This is a genomic window from Rhizobium sp. 05L419, from assembly GCF_056397845.1.
Window position 1 is genome coordinate 16,688 of sequence record NZ_JBFTOF010000002.1, and the last position, 22,586, is coordinate 39,273.

The 22,586-nt window shown below is 60.0% G+C and carries 21 protein-coding genes, 1 pseudogene and 1 riboswitch; of the genes and pseudogenes, 7 read left to right on the forward strand and 15 right to left on the reverse strand.

What is annotated here, in order from left to right; genetic code table 11:
* Positions 1–13 precede the first annotated feature (13 nt).
* The 5 genes from tgt to coaD all read right to left on the reverse strand — a co-directional run bounded on the left by tgt (position 14) and on the right by coaD (position 3,932).
* Complete coding sequence (gene tgt, locus AC1DMK_RS02455; RefSeq protein WP_037068169.1) at positions 14–1,144, reverse strand: tRNA guanosine(34) transglycosylase Tgt; 1,131 nt, start codon at positions 1,142–1,144, stop codon at positions 14–16.
* Complete coding sequence (gene queA / locus AC1DMK_RS02460; protein ID WP_477856925.1) at positions 1,141–2,226, reverse strand: tRNA preQ1(34) S-adenosylmethionine ribosyltransferase-isomerase QueA; 1,086 nt, start codon at positions 2,224–2,226, stop codon at positions 1,141–1,143. The genes tgt and queA overlap by 4 nt, the downstream gene beginning before the upstream one ends.
* A 72-nt stretch (positions 2,227–2,298) precedes the next feature.
* Positions 2,299–2,808: a peptidylprolyl isomerase gene (locus AC1DMK_RS02465; RefSeq protein WP_037068165.1), complete on the reverse strand. Its 510-nt coding sequence runs from the start codon at positions 2,806–2,808 to the stop codon at positions 2,299–2,301.
* A 26-nt stretch (positions 2,809–2,834) separates the two neighbouring features.
* Positions 2,835–3,407, reverse strand: a complete 573-nt coding sequence (locus tag AC1DMK_RS02470; RefSeq protein WP_037068163.1) for a peptidylprolyl isomerase — start codon at positions 3,405–3,407, stop codon at positions 2,835–2,837.
* A 30-nt stretch (positions 3,408–3,437) separates the two neighbouring features.
* Positions 3,438–3,932, reverse strand: coding sequence for a pantetheine-phosphate adenylyltransferase (gene coaD / locus AC1DMK_RS02475; protein ID WP_477856927.1), 495 nt, complete (start codon positions 3,930–3,932; stop codon positions 3,438–3,440).
* A 176-nt stretch (positions 3,933–4,108) separates the two neighbouring features.
* On the opposite strand from coaD, the gene AC1DMK_RS02480 reads away from it, so the two are divergent.
* Both AC1DMK_RS02480 and AC1DMK_RS02485 read left to right on the forward strand, forming a co-directional pair.
* Positions 4,109–4,330 (forward strand): hypothetical protein, encoded by a 222-nt coding sequence (locus AC1DMK_RS02480; protein WP_477856929.1) that lies wholly within the window; start codon positions 4,109–4,111, stop codon positions 4,328–4,330.
* Positions 4,331–4,419: 89 nt separating this feature from the next.
* Positions 4,420–4,575, forward strand: a complete 156-nt coding sequence (locus AC1DMK_RS02485; RefSeq protein ID WP_477856931.1) for a hypothetical protein — start codon at positions 4,420–4,422, stop codon at positions 4,573–4,575.
* A gap of 284 nt (positions 4,576–4,859) precedes the next feature.
* On the opposite strand, the pseudogene AC1DMK_RS02490 reads toward AC1DMK_RS02485, so the two are convergent.
* The 5 genes and pseudogenes from AC1DMK_RS02490 to AC1DMK_RS02510 all read right to left on the reverse strand — a co-directional run bounded on the left by AC1DMK_RS02490 (position 4,860) and on the right by AC1DMK_RS02510 (position 9,437).
* Positions 4,860–5,350, reverse strand: a pseudogene (locus AC1DMK_RS02490) (N-acetyltransferase family protein).
* Positions 5,351–5,386: 36 nt separating this feature from the next.
* Entirely contained in the window at positions 5,387–6,001 is a 615-nt protein-coding gene (locus tag AC1DMK_RS02495) for an ABC-type transport auxiliary lipoprotein family protein (protein ID WP_477856932.1), read from the reverse strand.
* Between the two features lie 16 nt (positions 6,002–6,017).
* On the reverse strand, positions 6,018–7,388 hold the full coding sequence (locus AC1DMK_RS02500) for an MlaD family protein (protein ID WP_037068154.1): 1,371 nt from the start codon (positions 7,386–7,388) through the stop codon (positions 6,018–6,020).
* 9 nt (positions 7,389–7,397) lie between these two features.
* Positions 7,398–8,243, reverse strand: coding sequence for an ABC transporter ATP-binding protein (locus AC1DMK_RS02505; protein WP_158447669.1), 846 nt, complete (start codon positions 8,241–8,243; stop codon positions 7,398–7,400).
* 9 nt (positions 8,244–8,252) lie between these two features.
* Positions 8,253–9,437 carry an MlaE family lipid ABC transporter permease subunit gene (locus AC1DMK_RS02510; RefSeq protein ID WP_477856935.1) on the reverse strand — a complete coding sequence of 395 codons (1,185 nt, stop codon included), beginning with the start codon at positions 9,435–9,437 and terminating at the stop codon, positions 8,253–8,255.
* A gap of 83 nt (positions 9,438–9,520) precedes the next feature.
* On the opposite strand from AC1DMK_RS02510, the gene dgcA reads away from it, so the two are divergent.
* Complete coding sequence (gene dgcA / locus AC1DMK_RS02515; RefSeq protein ID WP_477856937.1) at positions 9,521–10,504, forward strand: N-acetyl-D-Glu racemase DgcA; 984 nt, start codon at positions 9,521–9,523, stop codon at positions 10,502–10,504.
* Here dgcA and AC1DMK_RS02520 read toward each other — a convergent pair.
* Entirely contained in the window at positions 10,456–11,676 is a 1,221-nt protein-coding gene (locus AC1DMK_RS02520) for an MFS transporter (protein WP_477856939.1), read from the reverse strand. The genes dgcA and AC1DMK_RS02520 overlap by 49 nt on opposite strands.
* 165 nt (positions 11,677–11,841) lie before the next feature.
* A complete protein-coding gene (locus AC1DMK_RS02525) occupies positions 11,842–12,669 on the reverse strand; it encodes a UDP-2,3-diacylglucosamine diphosphatase (protein ID WP_037068142.1) in 828 nt (275 codons plus the stop codon).
* 225 nt (positions 12,670–12,894) lie between these two features.
* On the opposite strand from AC1DMK_RS02525, the gene AC1DMK_RS02530 reads away from it, so the two are divergent.
* The gene (locus AC1DMK_RS02530) at positions 12,895–15,207 is read left to right on the forward strand and encodes an NADP-dependent malic enzyme (protein WP_037068195.1); all 2,313 of its coding nucleotides are present in this window, start codon (positions 12,895–12,897) and stop codon (positions 15,205–15,207) included.
* 128 nt (positions 15,208–15,335) lie between these two features.
* Complete coding sequence (locus tag AC1DMK_RS02535) at positions 15,336–16,421, forward strand: DUF2865 domain-containing protein (RefSeq protein ID WP_477856942.1); 1,086 nt, start codon at positions 15,336–15,338, stop codon at positions 16,419–16,421.
* Positions 16,422–16,424: 3 nt separating this feature from the next.
* On the opposite strand, the gene bluB is transcribed toward AC1DMK_RS02535, so the two are convergent.
* Both bluB and AC1DMK_RS02545 read right to left on the reverse strand, forming a co-directional pair.
* Complete coding sequence (bluB, locus tag AC1DMK_RS02540; protein ID WP_037068139.1) at positions 16,425–17,120, reverse strand: 5,6-dimethylbenzimidazole synthase; 696 nt, start codon at positions 17,118–17,120, stop codon at positions 16,425–16,427.
* 41 nt (positions 17,121–17,161) lie between these two features.
* Positions 17,162–17,345: riboswitch (cobalamin riboswitch) on the reverse strand.
* A gap of 25 nt (positions 17,346–17,370) precedes the next feature.
* Positions 17,371–18,204: a TolB family protein gene (locus AC1DMK_RS02545; RefSeq protein WP_477856944.1), complete on the reverse strand. Its 834-nt coding sequence runs from the start codon at positions 18,202–18,204 to the stop codon at positions 17,371–17,373.
* Between the two features lie 289 nt (positions 18,205–18,493).
* On the opposite strand from AC1DMK_RS02545, the gene AC1DMK_RS02550 reads away from it, so the two are divergent.
* Together AC1DMK_RS02550 and AC1DMK_RS02555 are read left to right on the forward strand one after the other, a co-directional pair.
* Positions 18,494–20,389, forward strand: coding sequence for an LTA synthase family protein (locus AC1DMK_RS02550; RefSeq protein WP_477857259.1), 1,896 nt, complete (start codon positions 18,494–18,496; stop codon positions 20,387–20,389).
* 86 nt (positions 20,390–20,475) lie between these two features.
* Positions 20,476–21,000 (forward strand): DUF1003 domain-containing protein, encoded by a 525-nt coding sequence (locus AC1DMK_RS02555; protein ID WP_037066283.1) that lies wholly within the window; start codon positions 20,476–20,478, stop codon positions 20,998–21,000.
* Positions 21,001–21,134: 134 nt separating this feature from the next.
* Here AC1DMK_RS02555 and AC1DMK_RS02560 read toward each other — a convergent pair whose 3' ends face one another.
* Positions 21,135–22,508 (reverse strand): class II 3-deoxy-7-phosphoheptulonate synthase, encoded by a 1,374-nt coding sequence (locus tag AC1DMK_RS02560; protein ID WP_477856947.1) that lies wholly within the window; start codon positions 22,506–22,508, stop codon positions 21,135–21,137.
* Positions 22,509–22,586 lie beyond the last annotated feature (78 nt).

The window sequence follows — 22,586 nt, forward strand, 5'->3', positions numbered from 1 at the left end:
GACGCGCCCTGGTTCAGACCGGCTCGAGATCGCCCCTCGCCCATTCCTCTTGCGTTTCTGCCATGAAATCGGCGAAGCGGCCCTCCGCGATCGCCCTGCGGATTCCCTGCATCAGCTCCTGGTAGTAGGCCAGGTTGTTCCAGGAAAGCAGCATGCCGCCGAGTGCTTCGTTGGAACGAACGAGATGGTGCAGATAGGCGCGCGAATAGTCGCGGGACGCCGCGCAATTCGACTGCTCGTCGAGCGGACGCATATCCTCGGCGTGGCGGGCATTGCGGATGTTGACCTTGCCGCGGCGCGTGAACGCCAGGCCGTGTCGGCCGGAGCGTGTCGGCATCACGCAGTCGAACATGTCGATGCCGCGGGCGACCGACTTCAAGATATCATCAGGGGTTCCCACGCCCATGAGATAGCGCGGTTTCTCCGTCGGCAGGACGGGAAGCGTCTCTTCGAGCATCTTCAGCATAACCGCCTGCGGTTCACCGACTGCCAACCCGCCGACGGCATAGCCCTTGAGGTCGAGCTCCGTCAGCGCCCCGGCCGAACGGACGCGGAGTGCCGGAATATCGCCACCCTGAACGATGCCAAACATCGCCTTGCCCGGCTGGTTGCCGAATGCGACCTTGCAGCGCTCGGCCCAGCGCAACGACATCTCCATCGCACGTTCGATCTCTCGCGATTCGGCCGGAAGCGCCACGCACTCGTCGAGCTGCATCTGGATGTCGGAATCGAGCAGGCCCTGGATCTCGATCGAGCGCTCCGGCGACATGTGATGCAGGCTGCCGTCGACATGCGACTTGAACGTCACGCCCTGTTCATCGAGCTTGCGCAGACCAGACAGCGACATGACCTGAAAGCCGCCGGAATCGGTCAGGATCGGGTGTTCCCAGCGGATCAGCTTGTGCAGCCCGCCAAGCCTCGCGACGCGCTCTGCTGTCGGGCGCAGCATCAGGTGATAGGTGTTACCGAGGATGATATCGGCACCGCTTTCGCGGACCTGGTCGAGGTACATCGCCTTGACCGTACCAACCGTGCCGACCGGCATGAAGGCAGGTGTGCGGATCGTGCCGCGCGGCATGGAAACTTCGCCAAGACGCGCGCCGGCGTCGGTTTTCTTGAGGGTGAACTGGAAGTTCTCGGTCATTTGTCGTTCCGGAAAAGAAGGCTTGCGTCGCCATAGGAATAGAAGCGGTAGCCTGTGGAAATGGCATGGCTGTAGGCCGCGTGCATGATCTCGAAGCCGGCAAAGGCCGAAACCAGCATGAACAGCGTGGAGCGCGGCAGGTGGAAATTCGTCATCAGCATATCGACCGCCTTGAAGCGGTACCCGGGCGTGATGAAGATGCCGGTGGCGCCGACCCATTCGCGGATTTCGCCGGTCTCCTGCGCCGCGCTCTCGATCAGCCTCAGCGAGGTCGTGCCGACGCAGATGATCCGCCCGCCTCTCGCTTTCACGGCATTCAGCTTCGCCGCGATCTCGCCGCTGACATAGCCGCTTTCCAGATGCATCTTGTGATCGTCGGTATCGTCGGCCTTGACAGGCAGGAAGGTTCCGGCACCGACATGCAGCGTAACGAAATGCTTTTCGATACCGGCTTTGTCGAGTGCCTCAAACAGCCGCGGCGTGAAATGCAGCCCCGCCGTGGGGGCGGCGACGGCGCCCTCCTCGCGGGCGTAGATGGTCTGGTAATCCGCGCGATCGCGCTCGTCTTCTGCCCGCTTCGCCGCGATGTAGGGTGGCAGCGGAACGTGTCCGACCGAATGGATCGCCTCGTCGAGTGCCGGTCCCGAAAGGTCGAAGGCGAGCGTCACCTCGCCGCCCTCGCCCTTCTCCTCCACCGTGCACTCCAGTTTTCCGAGCAGGCAGCTCGAGCCTTCGTGACCGAAGGATATGCGGTCCCCGACCTTGATGCGCTTGCCGGGCTTGGCAAAGGCTTTCCAGCGGCTGGCACCGACACGCATATGCAACGTGGCAGAAACCTGCTGTCCGCCCGCACCCTCCCGATGGCGGATGCCCTCGAGTTGCGCGGGAATGACCTTCGTATCGTTGAAAACAAGGGCATCGCCTGCCCGAAGAAACGTGGCGAGATCGCCGACGTGGTGGTCGGCCAGAACCGTTTCGGACGCAGGATCGACGACGAGCAGACGCGCACTGTCGCGCGGCTCGGCAGGCCGCAGCGCAATCCGTTCATCCGGCAGGTCGAAATCGAAAAGGTCAACGCGCATAGGGCAGTTCCAGGAAAAGCGAAACCCGCCCGGCGCCGTCGGCGCAGGGGCGGGTTCCAGCAGAAATCACAATCAGACGTCGGCGGCAACCCGCATCGAGACGATCGAATCCGGATCCGTGACCGGCTCGCCCTTCTTGATCTTGTCGACGTTGTCCATGCCTTCAATGACCTGGCCCCAGACGGAGTACTGCTTGTTCAGCCACGGAGAATCCGTGAAGCAGATGAAGAACTGCGAGTTTGCGGAGTTCGGGTTCTGCGAACGCGCCATCGAGCAAGTGCCTCTGATGTGGCTGATCGCCGAGAATTCGGCCTTCAGGTCAGCCTTTTCAGAACCGCCCATGCCCGCACGGCCGGGATTGAAGCTTTCGCCACCCTTCTTGCCGAACTTCACGTCGCCGGTCTGCGCCATGAAGTCGTTGATGACGCGATGGAAGACGACGCCATCATAGGCCTTCTCGCGAGCGAGTTCCTTGATGCGGGCGACGTGCTCCGGCGCCACTTCAGGCAGCAACTGGATGACAACCTTGCCCTTGGTGGTTTCCAGGATGATGGTGTTTTCGGGATCCTTGATCTCGGCCATTCTTCTTCTCCTACTTGTCTTGAAACTTACTTCTTGCCGACGGTGACTTTGACCATCCGGTCTGGATCTTTGACTTCGCCGTTCTGGCCCTCGCCACGCTTGATCTTGTCGACATTCTCCATGCCGGAAACGACCTTGCCGACAACTGTGTACTGTCCGTTGAGGAATGAGCCGTCAGCGAACATGATGAAGAACTGCGAATTGGCGGAGTTCGGATCCTGCGAGCGAGCCATGCCGACTGTGCCCCGCACGAAAGGCGTCTTGGAGAACTCAGCGGGAATGTTCGGCATGTCGGAGCCGCCGGTACCGGCCAGGCTCGGATCGAAGCCCTTTTCCATGTTGCCGTACTGGACGTCGCCGGTCTGCGCCATGAAGCCTTCAATGACGCGGTGGAACGCGACATTGTCATACGCGCCCTTTTTTGCCAGCGCTTCGATCTGGGCAACGTGCTTCGGCGCAACATCCGGGGCCAACTGAATAACAACCGGACCGTTCTTCAGCTGGATCGTCAGCGTGTGATCGCCAGACTGCGCAAATGCGTCGCCGGCAAACGAGGCAAGGTAAAGCACACCTGCAAATGCGAGATAGAAGAGTTTCATGTGAGGCTCCGTTGCGGCGAAATAGGACGCCTAGGATTTGCGCTTGGATTGAAGGGCTTTCAAGACGGCGGTCGGCACAAAAGCACTGACATCGCCTCCCATCGCCGCGATTTGGCGGACCAATGTGGCGGTTATGGGCCGCGAGGCAGTCCCCGCCGGCAGAAAGACGGTCTGAATATCAGGTGCCATCTGCCGGTTCATACCCGCCATCTGCATTTCGTAGTCGAGATCGGTGCCGTCGCGCAGGCCGCGGATCAAGAGGATCGCGCCATGTGCCCGCGCCGCATCGACCACGAGATTGTCGAATGATACCACCGAGATATCGCCTGCCCTTGCAGGCAGCGATTCCGCAAGCGATTTTCGGATCAGGTCGGCTTTTTCCTCGAAAGAGAAAAGCGGCGTCTTTCCCGGGTGAATGCCGATTGCGACAATCACCTTGGATGCGACGTTCAGCGCCTGGACAAGCACGTCCACATGTCCGTTCGTGATTGGGTCGAAGGACCCGGGATAAAAAGCTGTCGTCATAGCCCGGCCGTTTGTTTCGACGCCTTTTGTCACGGATAAAGGCTTCCCGCAAGTCATTTGCCCACGACTGAACGGCGGATGAACGGAGCATTCAAGGCCCCTTCAGCCGCCATGCTTATATCAGAGAGCGTCAACCCCGCCGATACCTTCCGGTTTCGGTTCCTCTCGGACCCCCCATGCTGATCATTCTTGTCGCCGTTGCAGTCGCCCTCTCGCTGGCCGCCGAGTTTTTCTATGCCTGCGTGCAGGAAATCCGTGAAGCCTCCTGGGTGCGTTCGGATGTCAGGGAGCATTTTGCCATCGTCCGGGCGACCGGCAGGGTGGCATTTAAACCGATTAAGGAGTCTGAACGCCAGATGAACGCGGCATTCAAAGAGGCTTCAGATCCGCATTGGTAAACGACGTCTCAATGTTCACGGAACCATTTCCAAACGGATGCGTTCTTTCAACCGAAGCGTAACGCGATACGCGCCATAAGGAAGATAATATGCCAAACAAGATTACCATGATCAATGCAGTCTGGATGGTAATGATGACCGGTATGCTTGCAGCCACTGTCGCGCTTTACGATCAGAAAGTTGATGCGTCCAAGGTATATGGGCCTTATGCGTCGGCCCGCACGGCCGTCATGAGCCAATACTGAGGGACGTGAACGCAAAATCCTGGAGGATTGTTTATGTTCACGATCTTGACTCTGCTTACTGCTCTTATCAGCATCATGTTTATCGTATCCGTAGCGTCCACCATCGCGGCTCTTCGCCGCGAAAACGAAGATATTAAGAAATTCAATGGGAAGCACAGCCTGTTTTGAGCCGCGCTAGCGTTCCAAAAGCATGATGCAGGCCTATGAAGGCCCGACGAATTGCCGGGCATCGCTATCAAAAGGCCTTGTGTTTTATGAAAGTGTCCGCGACAGACGCGAAACACTCAACCTGCAATTCTTCGCACCATGATGAGGTCGTCGATTTCCCTGCCTTCATGCAGGAAACCGCCAGGTATTAGGCCCGCCTCGACAAAGCCTGCTCGCCGATAGAATTGGATGGCCGCTGCGTTTTCGGCGCTGACCGCAAGCTCCAGTTGCCGTATGCCGTTGTCCAGAGCGTGCTCGACGAGCCGGTCCAGAACCCTCGTCGCCAGCCCTGTCCGCGCAGTGTTGCCCGGACGTAGACCATCACGACAGTTGCGCGGTGCGCCATCTTGCTCGCCGGCTGCCTTTTCATGCCCATGATTGCGACGGGCTCGTCCTGCCGGAATACGACGAACACCCGAGTATCTTGCAGACGCCTGCGCCACTCGTCCTCTGAAAGGCTCTCCCAGTCTTCAGCGCTGCTGGCATAGGACGAGGGCTCCACGCGCAAAGCTTCAAGGCGGATGCGCCGGAACGCTTCGACATCGTCGGCGCAAAGAATGCGGATCATCTCGCTATTCGTGTCCGCTGCCATATCGCTGTCTGATCAGATCGACTTCAACGTCCAGTCGACGATCTCGCTGCTGACCGTCGCGAAGGCGCGGTCGAGCGCCTTGACGAAACCGTCGTTCGATCCGCCGCCCGCCGGCACGGCCTGCCTGAACACCTTTTGAGCCCGGACGGAACCGTTGCGGTCATTGAGGATCTTCGCGGAGATTTCAACGACCGCGTGGCTGCCGTTGCCGGTATCAATTTCGAAGGCGCGGATATCGGTCACGACCTGGTAGTCGATCGCAAGCCCCTGCCCAGGAATCCCGACGCCGCCGAGCTTGCCGGAATTTTCGTATGCCTCGACAAGCTTTGCCTGCACCATGCGGGGCAGCTTGTCGCTCCACTGGGCCTTGGCGAGGTACTGGATTTCCGACGACGAGACGCGAATGACGATCTGCTCGCTATCGAGCGCCTTGAGCGCTGTCGGCTGCTGCACGAGGATCTGCCGGTTCTTCGCGGCAGGTCCATCGCCGTTGATGGAGGCAGACAGGTCAAAGGTATCGTTCTTGGCCGATGTCCCGCATCCCGCCAGTGCAACCGCCATCAGAGGCAGCACGATCGCGCTCTTCGACAGCCACGAACGATGCACCAACAAATCCGATACAGCCATATGCCGATTTCCCATGTTAACGCCGCGTCCGGCCGTCGAATTGTTTTACAGTGTCGCCGCCAAAGATCAGACGCTGCGGATCACGATCGAAATTGCTGATCGCATCGTTGAGATTCTGCACGGTCGAGCGTGTGTCGTTGATCAGCGACTGCACATCGCGCAGACCGCCGCTGGAGAATTTCTGCAGATTGTCAGCGATCGGGCCGATGCGCGCGTTAAGATTGTCGGCGACCTTCTTGAACGAATCCAGCGTGTTACGCGCCTGAGTGAAGAGCGACTGGGTGCTGTCGGACCCAAGCAAGGTGTCCAGCTTGGCGAGGATGCCGTCGACACGCGTCGAAGCGGCGTTCAGCTTGCTCGCCATCTGCGTGACGTTCTGGATCGTCTGGTCGATATCCTTCTGGTGGGCAGATACCGTATTCGCCACGTCCCTTATTGAGGCGACAGCGACGCGCGCATCCTTGGTGGCCTGTGCGATGTCCTCCACCGAGCCCTTGACCTTTGCCGGGTCGATCTGCGCAACCAGGGTATCGACCTTGTCGAGCGTTGCCTGCGCCTTCTTGCCGAAGTCGTTGTAGGTCGTCGCCGTCTCCTGGATTTTCTGGACGGCGCCCTTCAGGTCGCCCGAAGCGTCGGCAACGTTGTTGCTGATCGTCTCCGCGTTCGACAATATATGGTCGATCTTCTTCGCATCGACGGCTTTGACGAGTGCCTCGACCGACTCCAGCGTCGAATCCACACGGCCGGACACCTTGCGCACGGTCTCGGAGAGCTGGCCTACGCTCTGAAGGAAGGCGTCGATATTGCCGGAATTCTTCGCCAACGCGTCCGAGAAGGTCTCGGCATTCTGCAGTGTCTTGGTGAGCGGACCGCGCGCGTCCTTCACAAAACCCTGGATCTGCCCGACCGCGTCGTTTGCGCGGTCCAGAATCTTGTCGGCCGTGGCAAGCAGATTGGTCACGCTCGACTGATCGGCGACAATCACTGCCCGCTTGCCGGTATCGATCGACTCCTGCAGGATATTCTTCTCACCGACCTTGCCGCCGGAAAGTTCGATGTAGGCCGCACCTGTGAGCCCCTGAATCTCCAGAATCGCCTTCGTCGACGGATAGATGGGGGCATCCACCCTGACTTCCGTGAATGCCAGCGAGAACTGGGGGTCGTCGGCGTCGATCGAAAGCGATTGCACCGAACCCACCTGAATGCCGTTGAAGCGGACAGGCGAGCCTACACTGAGCCCGTTTGCCGAGCCGGGAATGCGCACGATGAGCTCTGCCATCGGCCCGCCGCGCCCGTATTCGGCCATCCAGTAGACGAAGCCGAACGCGGCGGCGATGACAAGCACCGTGAAAAAGCCGACAATCGTGTAGTTCGCTTTGGTTTCCATCTTATCCGCTCACTTCCCGCGGCTGTCTTGCGCCGGCCTGTCGTGGGCGGCGTGGCTGTTCTGCGGCACAATCGAACGCGCGCGCTTGCCCTTGAAATAAGCCTGAACCCACGGATCGTCGTAGGCCAGCATGTCTTCGATCGTCCCCTCCACCATGACGCGCTTCTTTCCGAGTACCGCAATGCGGTCGCAGACGGAAAACAGGCTGTCCAGATCGTGTGTCACCATGTAGACGGTGAGGCCGAGCGTATCGCGAAGTCTTGCGATCAGCTCGTCGAATTCCGCAGCGCCGATGGGGTCCAGACCGGACGTCGGTTCGTCGAGGAACACAAGCTCGGGATCCAATGCCAGAGCACGCGCAAGTGCGGCGCGCTTGATCATGCCGCCCGAAAGCTCCGACGGATATTTGTCGGCCGCATCCGCCGCGAGGCCGACCAGCCGTATTTTCAGGTGGGCGAGCTCGTCCATCAGCGATACCGGCAGATCGAGATATTCGCGCATCGGCACCTGAATGTTCTCCTTCACCGTCAGCGAAGAAAACAGCGCCCCCTGCTGGAAGAGCACCCCGAGACGCATGTCGAGCGCATTGCGCTGTGGCTCGTCGAGTTCGTCGAAATCCTGGCCGAGAATCTTGATGTGACCGGATCGGCGAGGCAGCAATCGAAGCACGGTGCGCATCAGAACCGACTTGCCGGTGCCGGATGCGCCGACGAAACCAAGGATCTCGCCGCGGTAGATATCGAGGTTCAGATTGTCGAGCACGATCTTCGACCCGAAGCCGACGGTGACGTCGCGCGCCGATAGCACGATATCCCGCCCTTCTTCACCTCTGGTCTCTGTCTGCTGTTCGCCCACGTACAATCCTTAGAAATTGATAGCCGCATAGAACATGGCAAAAAGCCCATCCATGAGGATGACGACGAAGATCGCCTTCACAACCGCCGACGTGACATGCTGGCCGAGCGACTCGGCACTGCCACCCACCTTTAAGCCCTCCACGGCTGCAACGATACCAATAACCAGCGCCATGAAGGGCGCCTTGATCATTCCGGAAAGCACGGTCGAGAGCGTGATCGCCTCATGGAGCCGCGAAATGAAATTGGCAAATGTGATGCCGGAATAGCCCCACGCAACGACAGCGGCGCCAAAAAGCGAGGCGAAATTCGCAAGAACCGTCAGAAGCGGCAGTGCAACGGTCAGCGCAACAAGACGCGGAAAGATCAGCACGCCCACCGGGTTGAGCCCCATCACTTTCAGCGCGTCGACTTCCTCGCGCATCTTCATGGAGCCAATCTCGGCGGTGATGGCGCTTCCCGAGCGGCCCGCAATCATGATGGCCGTCAGGAGGACGCCGATTTCGCGCAGCTGCAGAATGCCCACGAGATCGACGACGAAAACCTCCGCGCCGAAATAGCGCAGCTGGAATGCCCCTTGTTGCGCGATGATGGCGCCGATCAGAAACGACATCAAAAGGATGATCGGAACGGCCCGAACGCCCATATGGTCGATTTGATTGACGATCGATGCGGGCGAAACACCACTGCCGCGGCCGAATTTCATCTGTGCGCCACGCACCGCCGAGCCGAGGATGTACATCGCCGCGGCGAGATTGTCCCACAGATCGTATATGATCTTGCCTAAGGGAGCGAAGATCCGCTCCCCGAGTGACAATTCCGGCCGCTCGTCCGGCTCCTGCTTTGCAGGCTCCTCGGAAAAGGCGGTTAGCATCTCGTCGATGTGCGGATTGCTACCCTCGAATCGAACGGTTCCGCCGGCATCTTCGACTTGCTTCCTCAGCCGACACAGCAACCAGACGCCCGCGGTATCGATTTCGGAAATACCGGACAGATCCAGCGTAAGCTCGCCGGCGGTGCGAGCCGAGAGTTGATCGAAGTCCCGCAGAATGAAATGAATGTTGGCGCTTCGCCAGCTCCCTTCAAGATGAACGCGCGCACCCGAACCATTTGCTTGGTCGTCCACATGCAGTGAGGCGGCGTTGCGGTTCTCGGACTTCAAAATGCTTGTGTCTTTCAAGGCTTGCGGCGACATTGCCGACTCGCGAACTACGGTTCGCCGCTCGCACCCAATATACGCAAGCCACATCAAATTTCCATGCGCGCAGGATTGCAAATATGCCACGGTCACTCGAAATTCTAGCCGACTCCTTCCCGATCGCCGGCGCCTTCACGATCGCCCGTGGCACAAAAACCTCGGCGGAGGTGATCGTCTGCGTCATCAGAGAGGAAGATGCTGTCGGTTGGGGCGAGTGCGTCCCGTACCGTCGCTACGGCGAAACGATGGAAAGCGTCGCCGCTCAGATCGAAGCTGCCCGGCCGCTCTTGGAAGCAGGTCTCACTCGCTCGGAGCTTCAAAGGGCAATGCAGCCGGGCGCCGCTCGAAATGCGGTCGACTGCGCACTCTGGGATCTGGAAGCCAAGCGGACCGGAACGCCGGTCGTAGCGCGGCTTGGCCTGCGTGACCCGCAGCCGCTGACAACTGCCTTGACCATTTCGCTCGGGGAGCCGGCCGCGATGGCCGAGCAGGCGCGGGCGAACGCCGCGCGCGCACTGCTCAAGGTCAAGGTTGGCACCGCCGACGACGAGACCCGGATCCGCGCCGTGCGGGCAGCCGCCCCCGATGCGGCGATCATTCTGGACGCCAACGAAGGTTGGCCCGAAAGCACGTTGGAGCATCACCTTCGCGTCGCAGCAGAAACCGGCATTGCCCTTGTCGAACAGCCCCTGCCGGCGGGCAAGGATGAGATGCTCGCCGATATAGAGCGACCGATCCTCGTCTGCGCCGACGAGAGCGTCCATCATACCGGCGATCTTGCCAGCCTCCGCGATCGATACGACGCCATCAATATCAAGCTCGACAAGACGGGCGGGCTGACCGAAGCGCTGGCGATGAAACTGGAGGCGCAACGTCTCGGCTTCCAGATCATGCTCGGCTGCATGGTCGGCACGTCGCTTGCCATGGCGCCGGCGGTCTTGCTCGCACAGGATGTCGAATTCGTCGACCTCGACGGTCCCCTGCTTCTCGCGCGCGACCGTGAGCCTGGCCTGCGCTACGCCGCTTCCCTTGTCTGGCCTCCCGAACCGGCCCTTTGGGGCTGAAGATAGTAAGCGACGATGATAAGGCCGAGGCCCAGCAACGCTGCGAGCGCCATCACATAGTAGCTCGCAAGGCCGAGCGAAGCATAGATATAGCCGGACGCGATGGTCATCAGGCTCAGGAACATACCGTTGTAGAAGAAATACGCGCCCTGGGCCGAGGATTCCTGCGTCTCCTGCACGGAGGCGACGATCCGCTGTTGCACGCCGGTATGAACGAAGGCGTAGCTGAACGCATGGAGGCATTGCAGAGCGAAAAAGCCCAGGAAATCCCAATGCATGGGAAACAGAAGCCAACGGCAGACACTCACGCCAGCCCCGAAGCGGATCAGCGTCCAGGCATTGAAGCGGCGGCTCAATCGCTTCGACAGAAAGAAGACCGTGACTTCCGCGGCCACGCCGGCGCTCCACAGCAAGGCAATCTCAGTGCCCGAAAAGCCGCGATCGCGCCAGTAAATCGTGCCGAACGTATAGACCATGGCGTGGCTTGCCTGCTGGATGGCGACGCCGATCAGAAGTACGAGCAGGTGTGGTTGCCGCAGCGAACTGCCTGTTGCCGAGGGAATGTCGACAGGCGTGCCACGCCGGCGCGTCGGGCCGATGCGGGGACAATACATCGCCATGACCATCGTCATGACAAATCCAAATATCATCACGGGCAGGACCATCTCCCCGCCCCAGCGACCGATCAGCTGCCCGCCGGCCAGAGTTGAGACGATAAACGCCACCGATCCCCAGACACGCATGGATCCATAGTCGAGGCCCCAACGCCGAACGCCCGAGATGACGATGGACTCCACCACAGGAACATAGGGGGAGAAGGTCGCCCCCTGCACGGTATAGACAATCAGAACAGGCCAGAACGTGCTCGTCCAGTAAAGCGCGATGGCGGTCAGCAGCGAAAGGCCGCCCGAAAACAGAAGGACGTCCGCCCGCTCCTTCATCCGGTCCGCATACATCGCGATGATGGGCGCGACCAGCACGCGCACCACCATTGGGACAGCCAGGATGATGCCGATCTCATGATCGCTGAATTGGTGAAGCGCGAGCCAGACCGGAAAGAACGGCACGGCGACGCCGTTCACGAGCAGGGGTGCACAGTAGGATAGTGCGCTCAGCAGTCGGAAGTGCGCAGGTACCCCCTCGGTTGCGGGGGCTTTTTCGGGGGGAATCATGGTGCGGACCTGAGGGAAACTAAACGCTGCCTAACACGTCAACCCAAGGGCGACCATGGCGATAAATGGCCTTACCAAACCGTTTTCAAAAATAGAGCCGGCCTGTCGCGATAAGGCAACGGCATCGATTGGCGCAGATGCCTTGGCGGGACAGACAGATTGCCCCTATGCCGCCTGCTGGGCTAGCTCAGGCTTCCCGATATGTTCGATTGCCAGGGGAGCAGGCATCATGTCGCCGATCTTGCGCCATTCGATCAGCTCGAAGGTGCCGTCCTCATGCTCGACAATTGCCGTGCAGCTTTCCACCCAGTCGCCTGTATTGATGTAGCGGATGCCGTCCATGTCCTCCATGACGGCGTGGTGGATGTGCCCACAGATCACGCCATCGGCCCCGTTCTTGCGTGCTTCGTCAGCAACGACCCTCTGAAACTCGCCGATGAAGTTGACGGCGTGTTTCACCTGCAGCTTCGCCCAGGCAGAGAACGACCAGTAGGGCATGCCCAGGCGACGGCGCACCGCAGCGAGCCCGACATTGATCATGATCGCCATGTCGTAGGCCCAATCGCCCAGATAGGCGAGCAGACGTGCGTTGCGGACGACGACGTCGAATTCGTCGCCGTGGAGAACGAGGTATTTCTTGCCGTCGGCCGCTTCATGGATCATCCGTTCGGCGACTTCGATGCCGCCGAAGTGCATGCCGGGGAAATCACGGAGGAATTCGTCGTGGTTGCCGGGTATATAGACGACCCGCGTTCCCTTGCGCGCCTTGCGCAGCAATTTCTGAATCACGTCGTTGCAGTCCTGTGGCCAATACCAGCTGCGTTTCAGGCGCCAACCGTCGACGATGTCGCCGACGAGGAAGATCGTATCGGCATCGTGGTACTTGAGAAAATCGAGAAGGAAGTCCGCCTTCGCGGCCTTTGAACCGAGATGCACGTCGGAGATAAAGAGCGTACGGAAGTGGCGGGTATCCATATTGTCCTTCACAAGCATTCTGCCCGTGTCCCATTGTTCATCTCGTCCCTGAAAACCAGACTCGTGTTTCAGGAAGATGACATTGGCGTGTTTGACTGGATTTCGACCCGAAAGCCTGGTCCTCGCATGGGTCCATATTTGCGGTGTTTTCGCGCGAGAACCGAAATTCTGACTGTTCCCGCGTTTTTATTGATGTATGGAAGGCGAACCAACGACAGCATGTGCGGCAGCCCGGAGGCGATGATGGATCATCACGACAAGTCCAAGACGGAAAACAACATGGCAGGTGGAAGCCTCGACGAACAGGCGCTCTTCTTTCACCGCTATCCCCGTCCCGGCAAACTCGAGATCCAGGCCACCAAGCCGCTCGGCAACCAGCGTGACCTCGCTCTGGCCTACTCGCCGGGCGTCGCTGCTCCCTGTCTCGCCATCCGCGACAATCCGGAGACGGCCGCCGACTATACCTCGCGCGCCAACCTCGTTGCCGTTATTTCCAACGGTACTGCCGTTCTCGGCCTTGGCAATATCGGACCGCTTGCCTCAAAGCCTGTCATGGAAGGCAAGGCCGTCCTGTTTAAGAAATTCGCCAATATCGATGTGTTCGATATCGAGGTGGACGCCGCCAGCGTCGAACAGATGGTGTCGACGGTCGCTTCCCTTGAACCGACCTTCGGCGGCATCAACCTCGAAGACATCAAGGCGCCGGAATGCTTCGAGATCGAGCGGCGCCTGCGCGAAATGATGAAGATCCCGGTCTTCCACGACGACCAGCACGGCACTGCCATCATCGTTGCGGCCGCGATCCTGAATGGGCTCGAGCTCGCCAACAAGAAGATCGATGAGGTCAAGATCGTCGCCTCGGGCGCCGGCGCTGCCGCCCTCGCCTGCCTCAATCTTCTCGTTACGCTCGGTGCCAGGCGCGAAAACATCTGGGTCCATGACATCGAGGGCCTTGTCTACGAGGGTCGCCTCGAGCTGATGGACGAATGGAAGAGCGTCTACGCACAGAAGAGCGACACGCGCACGCTGGCAGAAAACATCGGTGGCGCGGACGTCTTCCTCGGTCTCTCAGCTGCCGGCGTATTGAAGCCGGAACTATTGGCGCAGATGGCCGAAAAGCCGCTTATCATGGCGCTTGCCAACCCGACACCCGAAATCATGCCCGACCTCGCACGCGCAGCGCGCCCGGATGCGATGATCTGCACCGGCCGGTCGGATTTCCCCAACCAGGTCAACAACGTCCTCTGCTTCCCCTATATCTTCCGTGGCGCGCTGGATTGCGGCGCCGTGACGATCAACGAGGAAATGAAGATGGCCGCCGTTCGCGCCATCGCGGCACTTGCCCGCGAGGAGCCGTCGGACGTCGCCGCCCGCGCCTATTCCGGCGAAACGCCGGTCTTCGGGCCGAACTACCTCATCCCCTCGCCGTTTGATCCGCGCCTCATCCTGCGCATCGCGCCAGCCGTTGCCGAGGCAGCAGCCGAAAGCGGCGTTGCCGTGCGACCGATCACCGACTTCGATTCCTATCTCGATCAGTTGAACCGCTTCGTCTTCCGTTCCGGCTTTGTCATGAAGCCGATCTTCGCCGCAGCGAAGAATGCCGAACGCAAGCGCGTAATCTTCTCCGAAGGCGAGGACGAACGTGTTCTGCGCGCGGCACAGGTTCTGCTGGAAGAAGGGATTGCCGAACCGATCCTCATCGGCCGGCCCCAGGTTATCGAAACCCGCCTGCAGCGCTACGGACTTCGCATCCGGCCGCTTTCGGATTTCGATGTGATCAACCCGGAAGACGATCCGCGTTTCCGCGAATATGTAGACCTCTATTTCTCGTTGGTCGGCCGCCGCGGCGTCATCCCCGAGGCCGCCCGGACGATCGTTCGAACCAATACGACGGTCATCGGCGCGTTGGCCCTCAAGCGCGGCGAAGCCGACGCGCTGATCTGCGGTCTTGAAGGCCGCTACGAAAAGCACCTGCGCGACGTCCGCCAGATCATCGGCAAGCGGAAGGACGTCCGTGATTTTTCGGCGCTGAGCCTGCTGATCTCGCAGCGGGGCGCCACCTTCTTCACCGACACCTATGTGACCTTCAACCCCACCGCCGAGGAGGTCGCGGAGTCTGCAATCCTGGCGGCCGAGGAAATCAGGCGCTTCGGGATCACGCCGCGCGCCGCGCTCGTCTCGCATTCGAATTTCGGCTCCCGTGAATCCGAGAGCGCGACGAAGATGCGTGCAGCGCTCCAGCTGGTTCGTGATAGTGCGCCCGAGCTGGAAGTCGATGGCGAGATGCATGGCGAGAGCGCGATCTCCGAGGCGTTGCGCAAGCGCGTCATGCCGGATACGACCCTGCACGACGAAGCAAACCTGCTGGTATTTCCGAACCTCGACGCCGCCAACATCACGCTCGGCGTCGTCAAGTCGATGACCGATGGTCTGCATGTCGGCCCGATCCTGCTCGGTGCGGCAATGCCGGCCCATATCCTGGCGCCGTCGGTCACCTCCCGAGGTGTGGTGAACATGGCAGCGCTCGCCGTCGTGGAGGCTTCCCAGCCGGCTTGAGTTGGCAGAGATCGGGAAAATGCGTTAGAATTGCAACGGCAGCTTGTTAATACAAACAGGCTACTGAGGAAAGTGGCGGCGGACGTGCGCCCGATCCACTGGTATTTGCTCATCCACGGGACGATGCCTTGAAACGCCGGAATTTGCCTTTTGCGCTCCTGATCGCCCTTTCGACACCGGTTTATGCGCAAGTCGCGCCGATCTGCGGTGAGTTGCGCGCGCGTCTTGCGGACCTGCCGCAGGTGATAGGAACCACGCCCGAGGTTCGCAAATATGCGAGTGCCATCGCCGAGCAGAATCTCGAGCTTCGAAAAGTCAGAAGCGATTTGCGGCGTAATGGGTGCAGCGCCGGCAGCATGGTGACGATCGGCGGCGACAACGCCGACTTCTGTGGCGAGCTCGAGCAGGCGGAAGCCAAGATGGCCGATAATATCAGCTATCTCCAGCAGCGCCGCGACGAACTGCGGGCGCAGAGCGAAGATACCCGCACGCGCAACGAGCTGATCGCTGCACTCGACGCCAACAGTTGCAACGCAGAGTCGTCGCTCCCCGACGATCCCCAGTATGCACCGCCTCCGAGCATCGACGATCAGGCGATGCGCGACGACACGTTCATACCGCTCGGCGGTGGCCAGGGGCGGCGAAGGTCTTATGTTCCATCCGGTATGCAACCCCTTTCGCATCTCAACACGGTGTGCGTCCGCACCTGTGACGGAGGCTTCTTCCCGCTCAGCTCCAACGCGACTTCGATGGACTTCGCGCGCGACGCCGACACTTGCGCGAAAATGTGTCCCGGCGTCGATACGGAGCTTTTCTATCACGATGTCTCCGTCGGAGAGACATCGGACATGATCTCCACGGCGACGGGCGCGCCCTATAGCGCGATGCCGAATGCATTCGTCTACAAGAACCGCAAGCCGGGGGAAAAAACGTCCTGCAGCTGCGACCTCCCCGCCTACTACGAACGCATGAGAAAGAACCAGTCTGCAGTCACCGAACTGCCCAAGAACGGCTCGATCACCAAAATCGAGACCCGGAAGCCGGAGGCGCCTGCGATTGCGGCGCCTGCCCCGCAATCCCAGGTGCCCGACCGGCCCTATGATCTGCAAAGCGACAAGGTCCGCCAGATCGGACCCCAATTCCTAGCCGGCGATCAGGGGGCAATCGACCTCAAGCACCCATCGACCCCGGGTGCTCAACCGCAGCAGCGGTAGCGGTTATTCGATCCCTTCGCCATTGCCCCAGCGATCGGCAAAGATCAGCTCTGCGACTGGCATCCGCTGCCGCCAGCCTTTGACGGCGAGTTCAGGCTGCTCGTACAGCTGGTCGACATAGCCGACACAGAGCCACGCAACGATCTCGACCCGCTCGGGCACGCCGAGGATCTGCTTGAGGTCGGCTTCATGGAAGATGCTGACCCAGCCGACGCCGATCCCTTCCGCGCGCGCGGCTAGCCAGAGATTTTGTACCGCGCAGACCGTCGAATAGGAATCCATCCGCGGATTGTGCGTCCGTCCAAGCACGACGTCGCCGCAGCGATCCGGATCGCAGGTGATGCAGATTCCAAGCGGGGCGCTGCGGATGCCTTCCAGCTTCAGCGACCGATAGGCCTGCTGCCGTTCGCCGGAAAACATCTCGGCCGCCTCCAGATTGGCACGATTGAAGGCGTCCCACACGGCGGACTTGACGTCCGGGTCGCGCACGAGAATGAAGTTCCACGGCTGCATGAAGCCGACGGACGGTGCGTGGTGCGCGGCTTCCAGGAGACGTTTGATCACGTCGTCCGGCAGGATGTCAGGCAGAAACTCCGAGCGAACGTCCCGTCGCGTCTCAATTGCCTTGTAAACCGCTTTGCGTTCGTCCTCAGAAAAGGCCGCAGCTCTTGGTAGAGAGCCAGAATGGTCTGGTCGCATCGTCAATCCCCAACAACACAACCGCCCGCCGTCCACGCGGGTCAGTCTATGATTGTCGGGCCGGTCTTCTGACTTGGGGTCACCCGCCTGCCGCGCCTTCCCGGCACGGAGCCAGTGGCATTTGAGCGGCAAACGTCAGCCTTACAGCGTTGGGCACGTTCCGGTCTTGCACCGAATTCCCGATTCTCCCGCGCTGACGCGGGCACCCGACGAGCAACCTATGTCGCGAAATGCCGCCAAACGCAATCGATCAGGCGGACGCTGGGAAATATCTGACATAGGCGAACTCGTCACCGTCTGGTGACCAGTTGGGCACATTGATCGTTCCCTGCCCGCCGAATAGTTCGAAGAGTGTCGTCAGATTGCCGCCGTCCATGTCCATGAGCCGCAGCCTGACATTCAGGTCGCGCGGATGGTCGAACACGTCGGGATCATAGGAAAGGATCAGCACCTTGTCGTTTCCGGGAGACGGATGGGCGAACCAGTTGCCGTAGTCGTCGTGCGTGATTTGTTCGAGCCCTGTCCCATCAGGATGAATGCGCCAGATCTGCATGAGACCGGTGCGACTGGAATTGAAGTAGATCCATCGGCCGTCAAGGGAATAGTCAGGCCCGTCGTTGCGGCCCTCTCCGTGGGTGAGGCGCTTCTCCTCGCCTCCGCTGACCGGGATCGTGTAAATGTCGAAGAGGTCGTTGCGGATGCCGCAATAGGCGAGTTCCTGGCCGTCCGGTGACCAGCCATGCCAATAGGACGGAAGGTTCGTCGTAACCAGGCGGGGGACGCCGCCTTCGACAGGCAGAACGTAGATCGCCGACTTGCCGAATTCGGTCTTGTCTGAAATGACGATCCGCGAACCATCCGGAGAAATCCCGTGATCGTTGTTGCACGCGATCGCGAAGCCAGTATCGACCATCTCGACGCGCCCAGAACCATCGAGCGCGAGACGGTGAAGAAGCCCGTCCCCGTTCAGCAGGAGGTAGCTGCCGTCTGGTGAGAAATTGGGCGCTTCGACGAGTTGATCGGTTTGCCAGACACTCCGGGACACACCCGTCCGGACATTAAAGATCTCCACGGAACTGCGCACGTAAAGCCTCCTCGACCTCAGATTCAAACGAAGGTCTGAACTACGCCACCGCCTGCCCTCGCGCAAGGACACTTCTCGGCGGTTATGTTGCGTATGCTAGCTATGTCCCATCGCAAATCAGCATCATCGACGCAAAAGCGCCGAGGGCAATTTGATCAATAAAGTCATACATGCGGGAAACCTAACCGGTTCATCTAGCGTTCATGACGGAGATGTGACAGTTCGGTGAAGGTTTGATGACACTGGAGTTTCACCGTTGATCGCGCAAGTCTTAAGGTCTGAAGCGGCAATGCGCGTCGCGTCGCTTTACACGCGTGTCGGCGCAAGCGGACGCCCGACCGCGCTTCGCGGTGCGATCAGCGTAGCGCTTTCGGCATTGATAGCACTTTTGGCGACCGTCGCGGTCGAATCAATCGCACGTGGGGCTATCACCGATGTCGGGGAGTTCGTGACGTCGACGGCCCGTCCCGGCATGACGACTGTCGTGATGCTGACGGTGCTGATGCTGTCGCTCGACGCGGTGTTGGGTCGGCGGTTTCTGTCCGCGTTGATCGTTCTGCCGGCAGTGCTCGTCCCAGCATTCGTGTCCAATCAGAAGCAGCACTATCTCTCCGATCCGCTCTATCCGTCGGATGTACTTTTCGGGCGGCAGATCATGGAGCTTCTGCCCGTCATGGTTCGCGACCGTCCGTTTGCCGCCGTGGCACTTGCCGTTGGTATCCTGCTCTCGGTCACCGGAATCGTGCTTGCCTGGCGTTTTGCCTGGCGCCACTTTCCGAAGCTGTCGAGCAAGAACCGCACGAGAAGCCTTTGCCTCGGCCTACCTGTTATCGCGGCTTTCGCATCGCTGATGGACTACTCCCAGTATTCCTGGATCCGCGATCGTCTGCAGGTCGTGCCGATGATGTGGGACCAGAAGGAGAACTACCGCAGCAACGGCTTTATCCTGGCCTTCATGTTCAATATTCCGATGGCCGATGTTGCGGCTCCCGCCGGCTTCGGCACGCAAACGCTCGACGCTATTCCCGCACGCAACTACGGCTATCTGAGTGGCCCCCGTGAGAAGCCCGACGTCATCATGCTGATGAGCGAATCCTTCTGGGATCCCACCAGACTGAAGACGTTGAAGCTGTCTGAAGATCCGCTGCCGAATATCCGCGCAGCCCAATCCGGCCATGTTTTTTCGCCGGAATTCGGTGGCATGACGGCCAATGTCGAGTTCGAGGCGCTGACCGGCTTCTCGAACGCATTTCTGCCTTACGGCAGCATTCCCTATCAACAGTACGTCCGCACCGACGTTCCATCGCTTGCGACCTTCTTCCGGGGCGAAGGCTACGCAGCGCGTGCGCTGCATCCTTTCAGCGGCTGGTTCTGGAACCGCAACGAGGTCTACAAGGATTTCGGCTTCGAGGAGTTTCGCAGCGAGGAGACTATGCCGGCGATGGAAAAGCGCGGCATATTCGCCTCCGACGATTCCCTGATGAAGGAGATCATGCAGGAAGCGGATGGGATGGATCGCCCCTTCTTCTTCTTCGCTGTCACTCTGCAAGGTCATGGTCCGTACGAAGCCAACCGCTACGGCAAGAACACAATCGATATTCAAGGCAAACTGACGGAAGCCGACCGTGCGACGCTTGCCACCTACACACAGGGCGTCAAGGAGGCCGACGACAGCTTCAAGTTGCTGGTGGACTGGGCCGAGAAGCGCGAGCGTGAAACCATCATCGTGCTTTGGGGCGACCATCTTCCGCCGCTCGGCAATGTTTACATGGACACAGGCTACATGCCCGACCAGGTGGCAACCCGCAAGGCATCGGTCAGCGTCATGAAGCAGGAGCACGAGACGCCGCTGGTCATCTGGTCGAACAAGAAGGGATCGAAAGCGGACATCGGCACCATCAGCCCTTCTCTGCTGCCCTACCATTTGCTGAAATTCGCGGGCTACGAGCATCCATTCTACACCGGCTTCCTCGGCCGCGTTCAGAAGAAATATGCTGTCGTGGACCGCTATCAGCTCATTGCACGCGACAATACGCCCTCACCGGACTGGGTTCTCAATCCCAAAAACCTGGATCCGCTCGTGCGTGACTATCGCTATATCCAGCATGACATCATGTTCGGCAAAGCCCGGACGCTCGACCGCTTCTTCCCGCAGCACGCGTGGATACGCAATCCGGGCTCCTGAGCCGGTGGATTGCGTGTCGCATTGCAATTTCACTGCATAACGGAATACTCGCCCCGAACTAGGAATACAGTATCGGGAGTCGTTCCATGCATAACCTGCCAAACTTCGTACACCTTCATTTCGACAAGTCCGCCGACGAGCTGGGCGACATCGAGAAACGCGTTCTAGCCAAGGCTCATGAGCGCAAGATCATCTCGACCGACATCAACGCGGCACTTCAGGCGGAATCTTCACTGGGCGAAAGGCTATCTGATTCAATTGCCCGCATCGGCGGTTCCTGGGGCTTCATCTCCGCCTTCCTGGTTTTCCTGGTATTCTGGTCCGTCGTGAACACGATTGTCGTCACGACCCAACCCTTCGACCCCTACCCGTTCATTTTCCTGAACCTCATCCTCTCGATGATCGCCGCCATCCAGGCTCCGATCATCATGATGTCGCAGAACCGACAAGCCGAGCGCGATCGTTTCGAGGCGGCAAAGGATTATGAGGTAAATCTGAAGGCGGAGTTGGAGGTGCTGTCTCTCCACCAGAAGATCGATTTGCAGGTTTTGACGGAGATCGCCGCCATGCGCGAGGATATTGCGCGCCTGTCGCAGCGTTTGACAAGTTGAAACCCAAACGAGGGAGGTGAGGCTGCGGCCGGCCAGGAGCCGAGGGGACCGATGCCCGCAATGAATGACTGCTGCTTCAACGAAAAAGCCCGGCGCTGGGCCGGGCTCATTCGCGTTCGAACAATCGATATCGATCAACCGTTGACAGCCATCCGCTTTTCGTCGCGGCCGCCCTTCATGCGCTCGGCAAGCAGGAAGGCAAGCTCGAGCGCCTGGTCGGCGTTGAGGCGCGGGTCACAATGGGTGTGGTACCGATCATGCAGATCGTCCGCGGTCACCGCGCGGGCGCCGCCCGTGCATTCCGTCACGTCCTTGCCGGTCATCTCGATATGGATGCCACCCGGATGCGTACCTTCTGCGCGGTGGATCTGGAAGAAGCTCTCCACTTCCGACAGGATCCGCTCGAACGGACGGGTCTTGTAGCTGTTGAGCGTGATCGTGTTGCCATGCATCGGATCGCAGGACCAGACGACCTTGCGACCCTCTCGCTCGACGGCGCGGATCAGACGCGGCAGATGCTCGGCAACCTTGTCGTGGCCGAAACGGCAGATCAAGGTCAGACGGCCGGCTTCGTTCGTCGGGTTCAGGATGTCGATCAGGTTCAAAAGGTCGTCTGCCTGCAGAGACGGGCCGCACTTCAGGCCGATCGGGTTCTTGATGCCCCGGCAATACTCGACATGCGCATGATCGGCCTGACGCGTACGATCGCCGATCCAGATCATGTGGCCGGAGGTCGCGTACCAGTCGCCCGACGTGGAGTCGACGCGGGTCAGGGCTTCTTCGTAGCCGAGCAGCAGCGCTTCATGGCTGGTGAAGAAATCGGTCTCCCGCAGGCTCGGATTGTTTTCCGAGCTGATTCCGATCGCCTTCATGAAATCCATGGTTTCGCTGATACGGTCCGCAAGCTTGCGGTATCGCTCGCCCTGCGGGCTGTCTTTGACGAATCCAAGCATCCACTGATGCACGTTCTCGAGGTTGGCATAGCCGCCCATCGCGAAAGCACGCAGCAGGTTGAGCGTCGCGGCCGACTGGCGGTATGCCATGGCCTGACGTTCGGGATTGGGGATGCGGGCCTCTTCCGTGAATTCGATGCCGTTGATGATGTCGCCGCGATAGCTCGGGAGCGAGACGCCGTCCAGGGTCTCGATGCCCGAGGAGCGCGGCTTGGCGAACTGACCGGCAATGCGGCCCACCTTAACGACAGGCAACTGCGCCCCAAAAGTCAGGACAACGGCCATCTGGAGGAATGCGCGGAAGAAGTCGCGGATGTTGTCCGCGCCATGCTCAGCGAAGCTTTCGGCGCAATCGCCGCCCTGCAGCAGAAAACCGTTGCCATCTGCTACATTGGCGAGATGCTTCGTCAGGCGGCGCGCTTCACCGGCAAAGACCAGCGGTGGATAAGATGCAAGCTGAGCTTCCGTTGCTGCCACTGCCGCCTGATCCGGATAATCCGGAACCTGCTGGATCGGTTTTTGCCGCCAACTGCTCGGAGTCCAATTCTGTGCCATCTCACTCACCTGTTTCAGCATCCCGCGTGTGTGCCGGATGTCTCGTCCTAAAAATGTTGGGCGGCTTATAAACCTTTA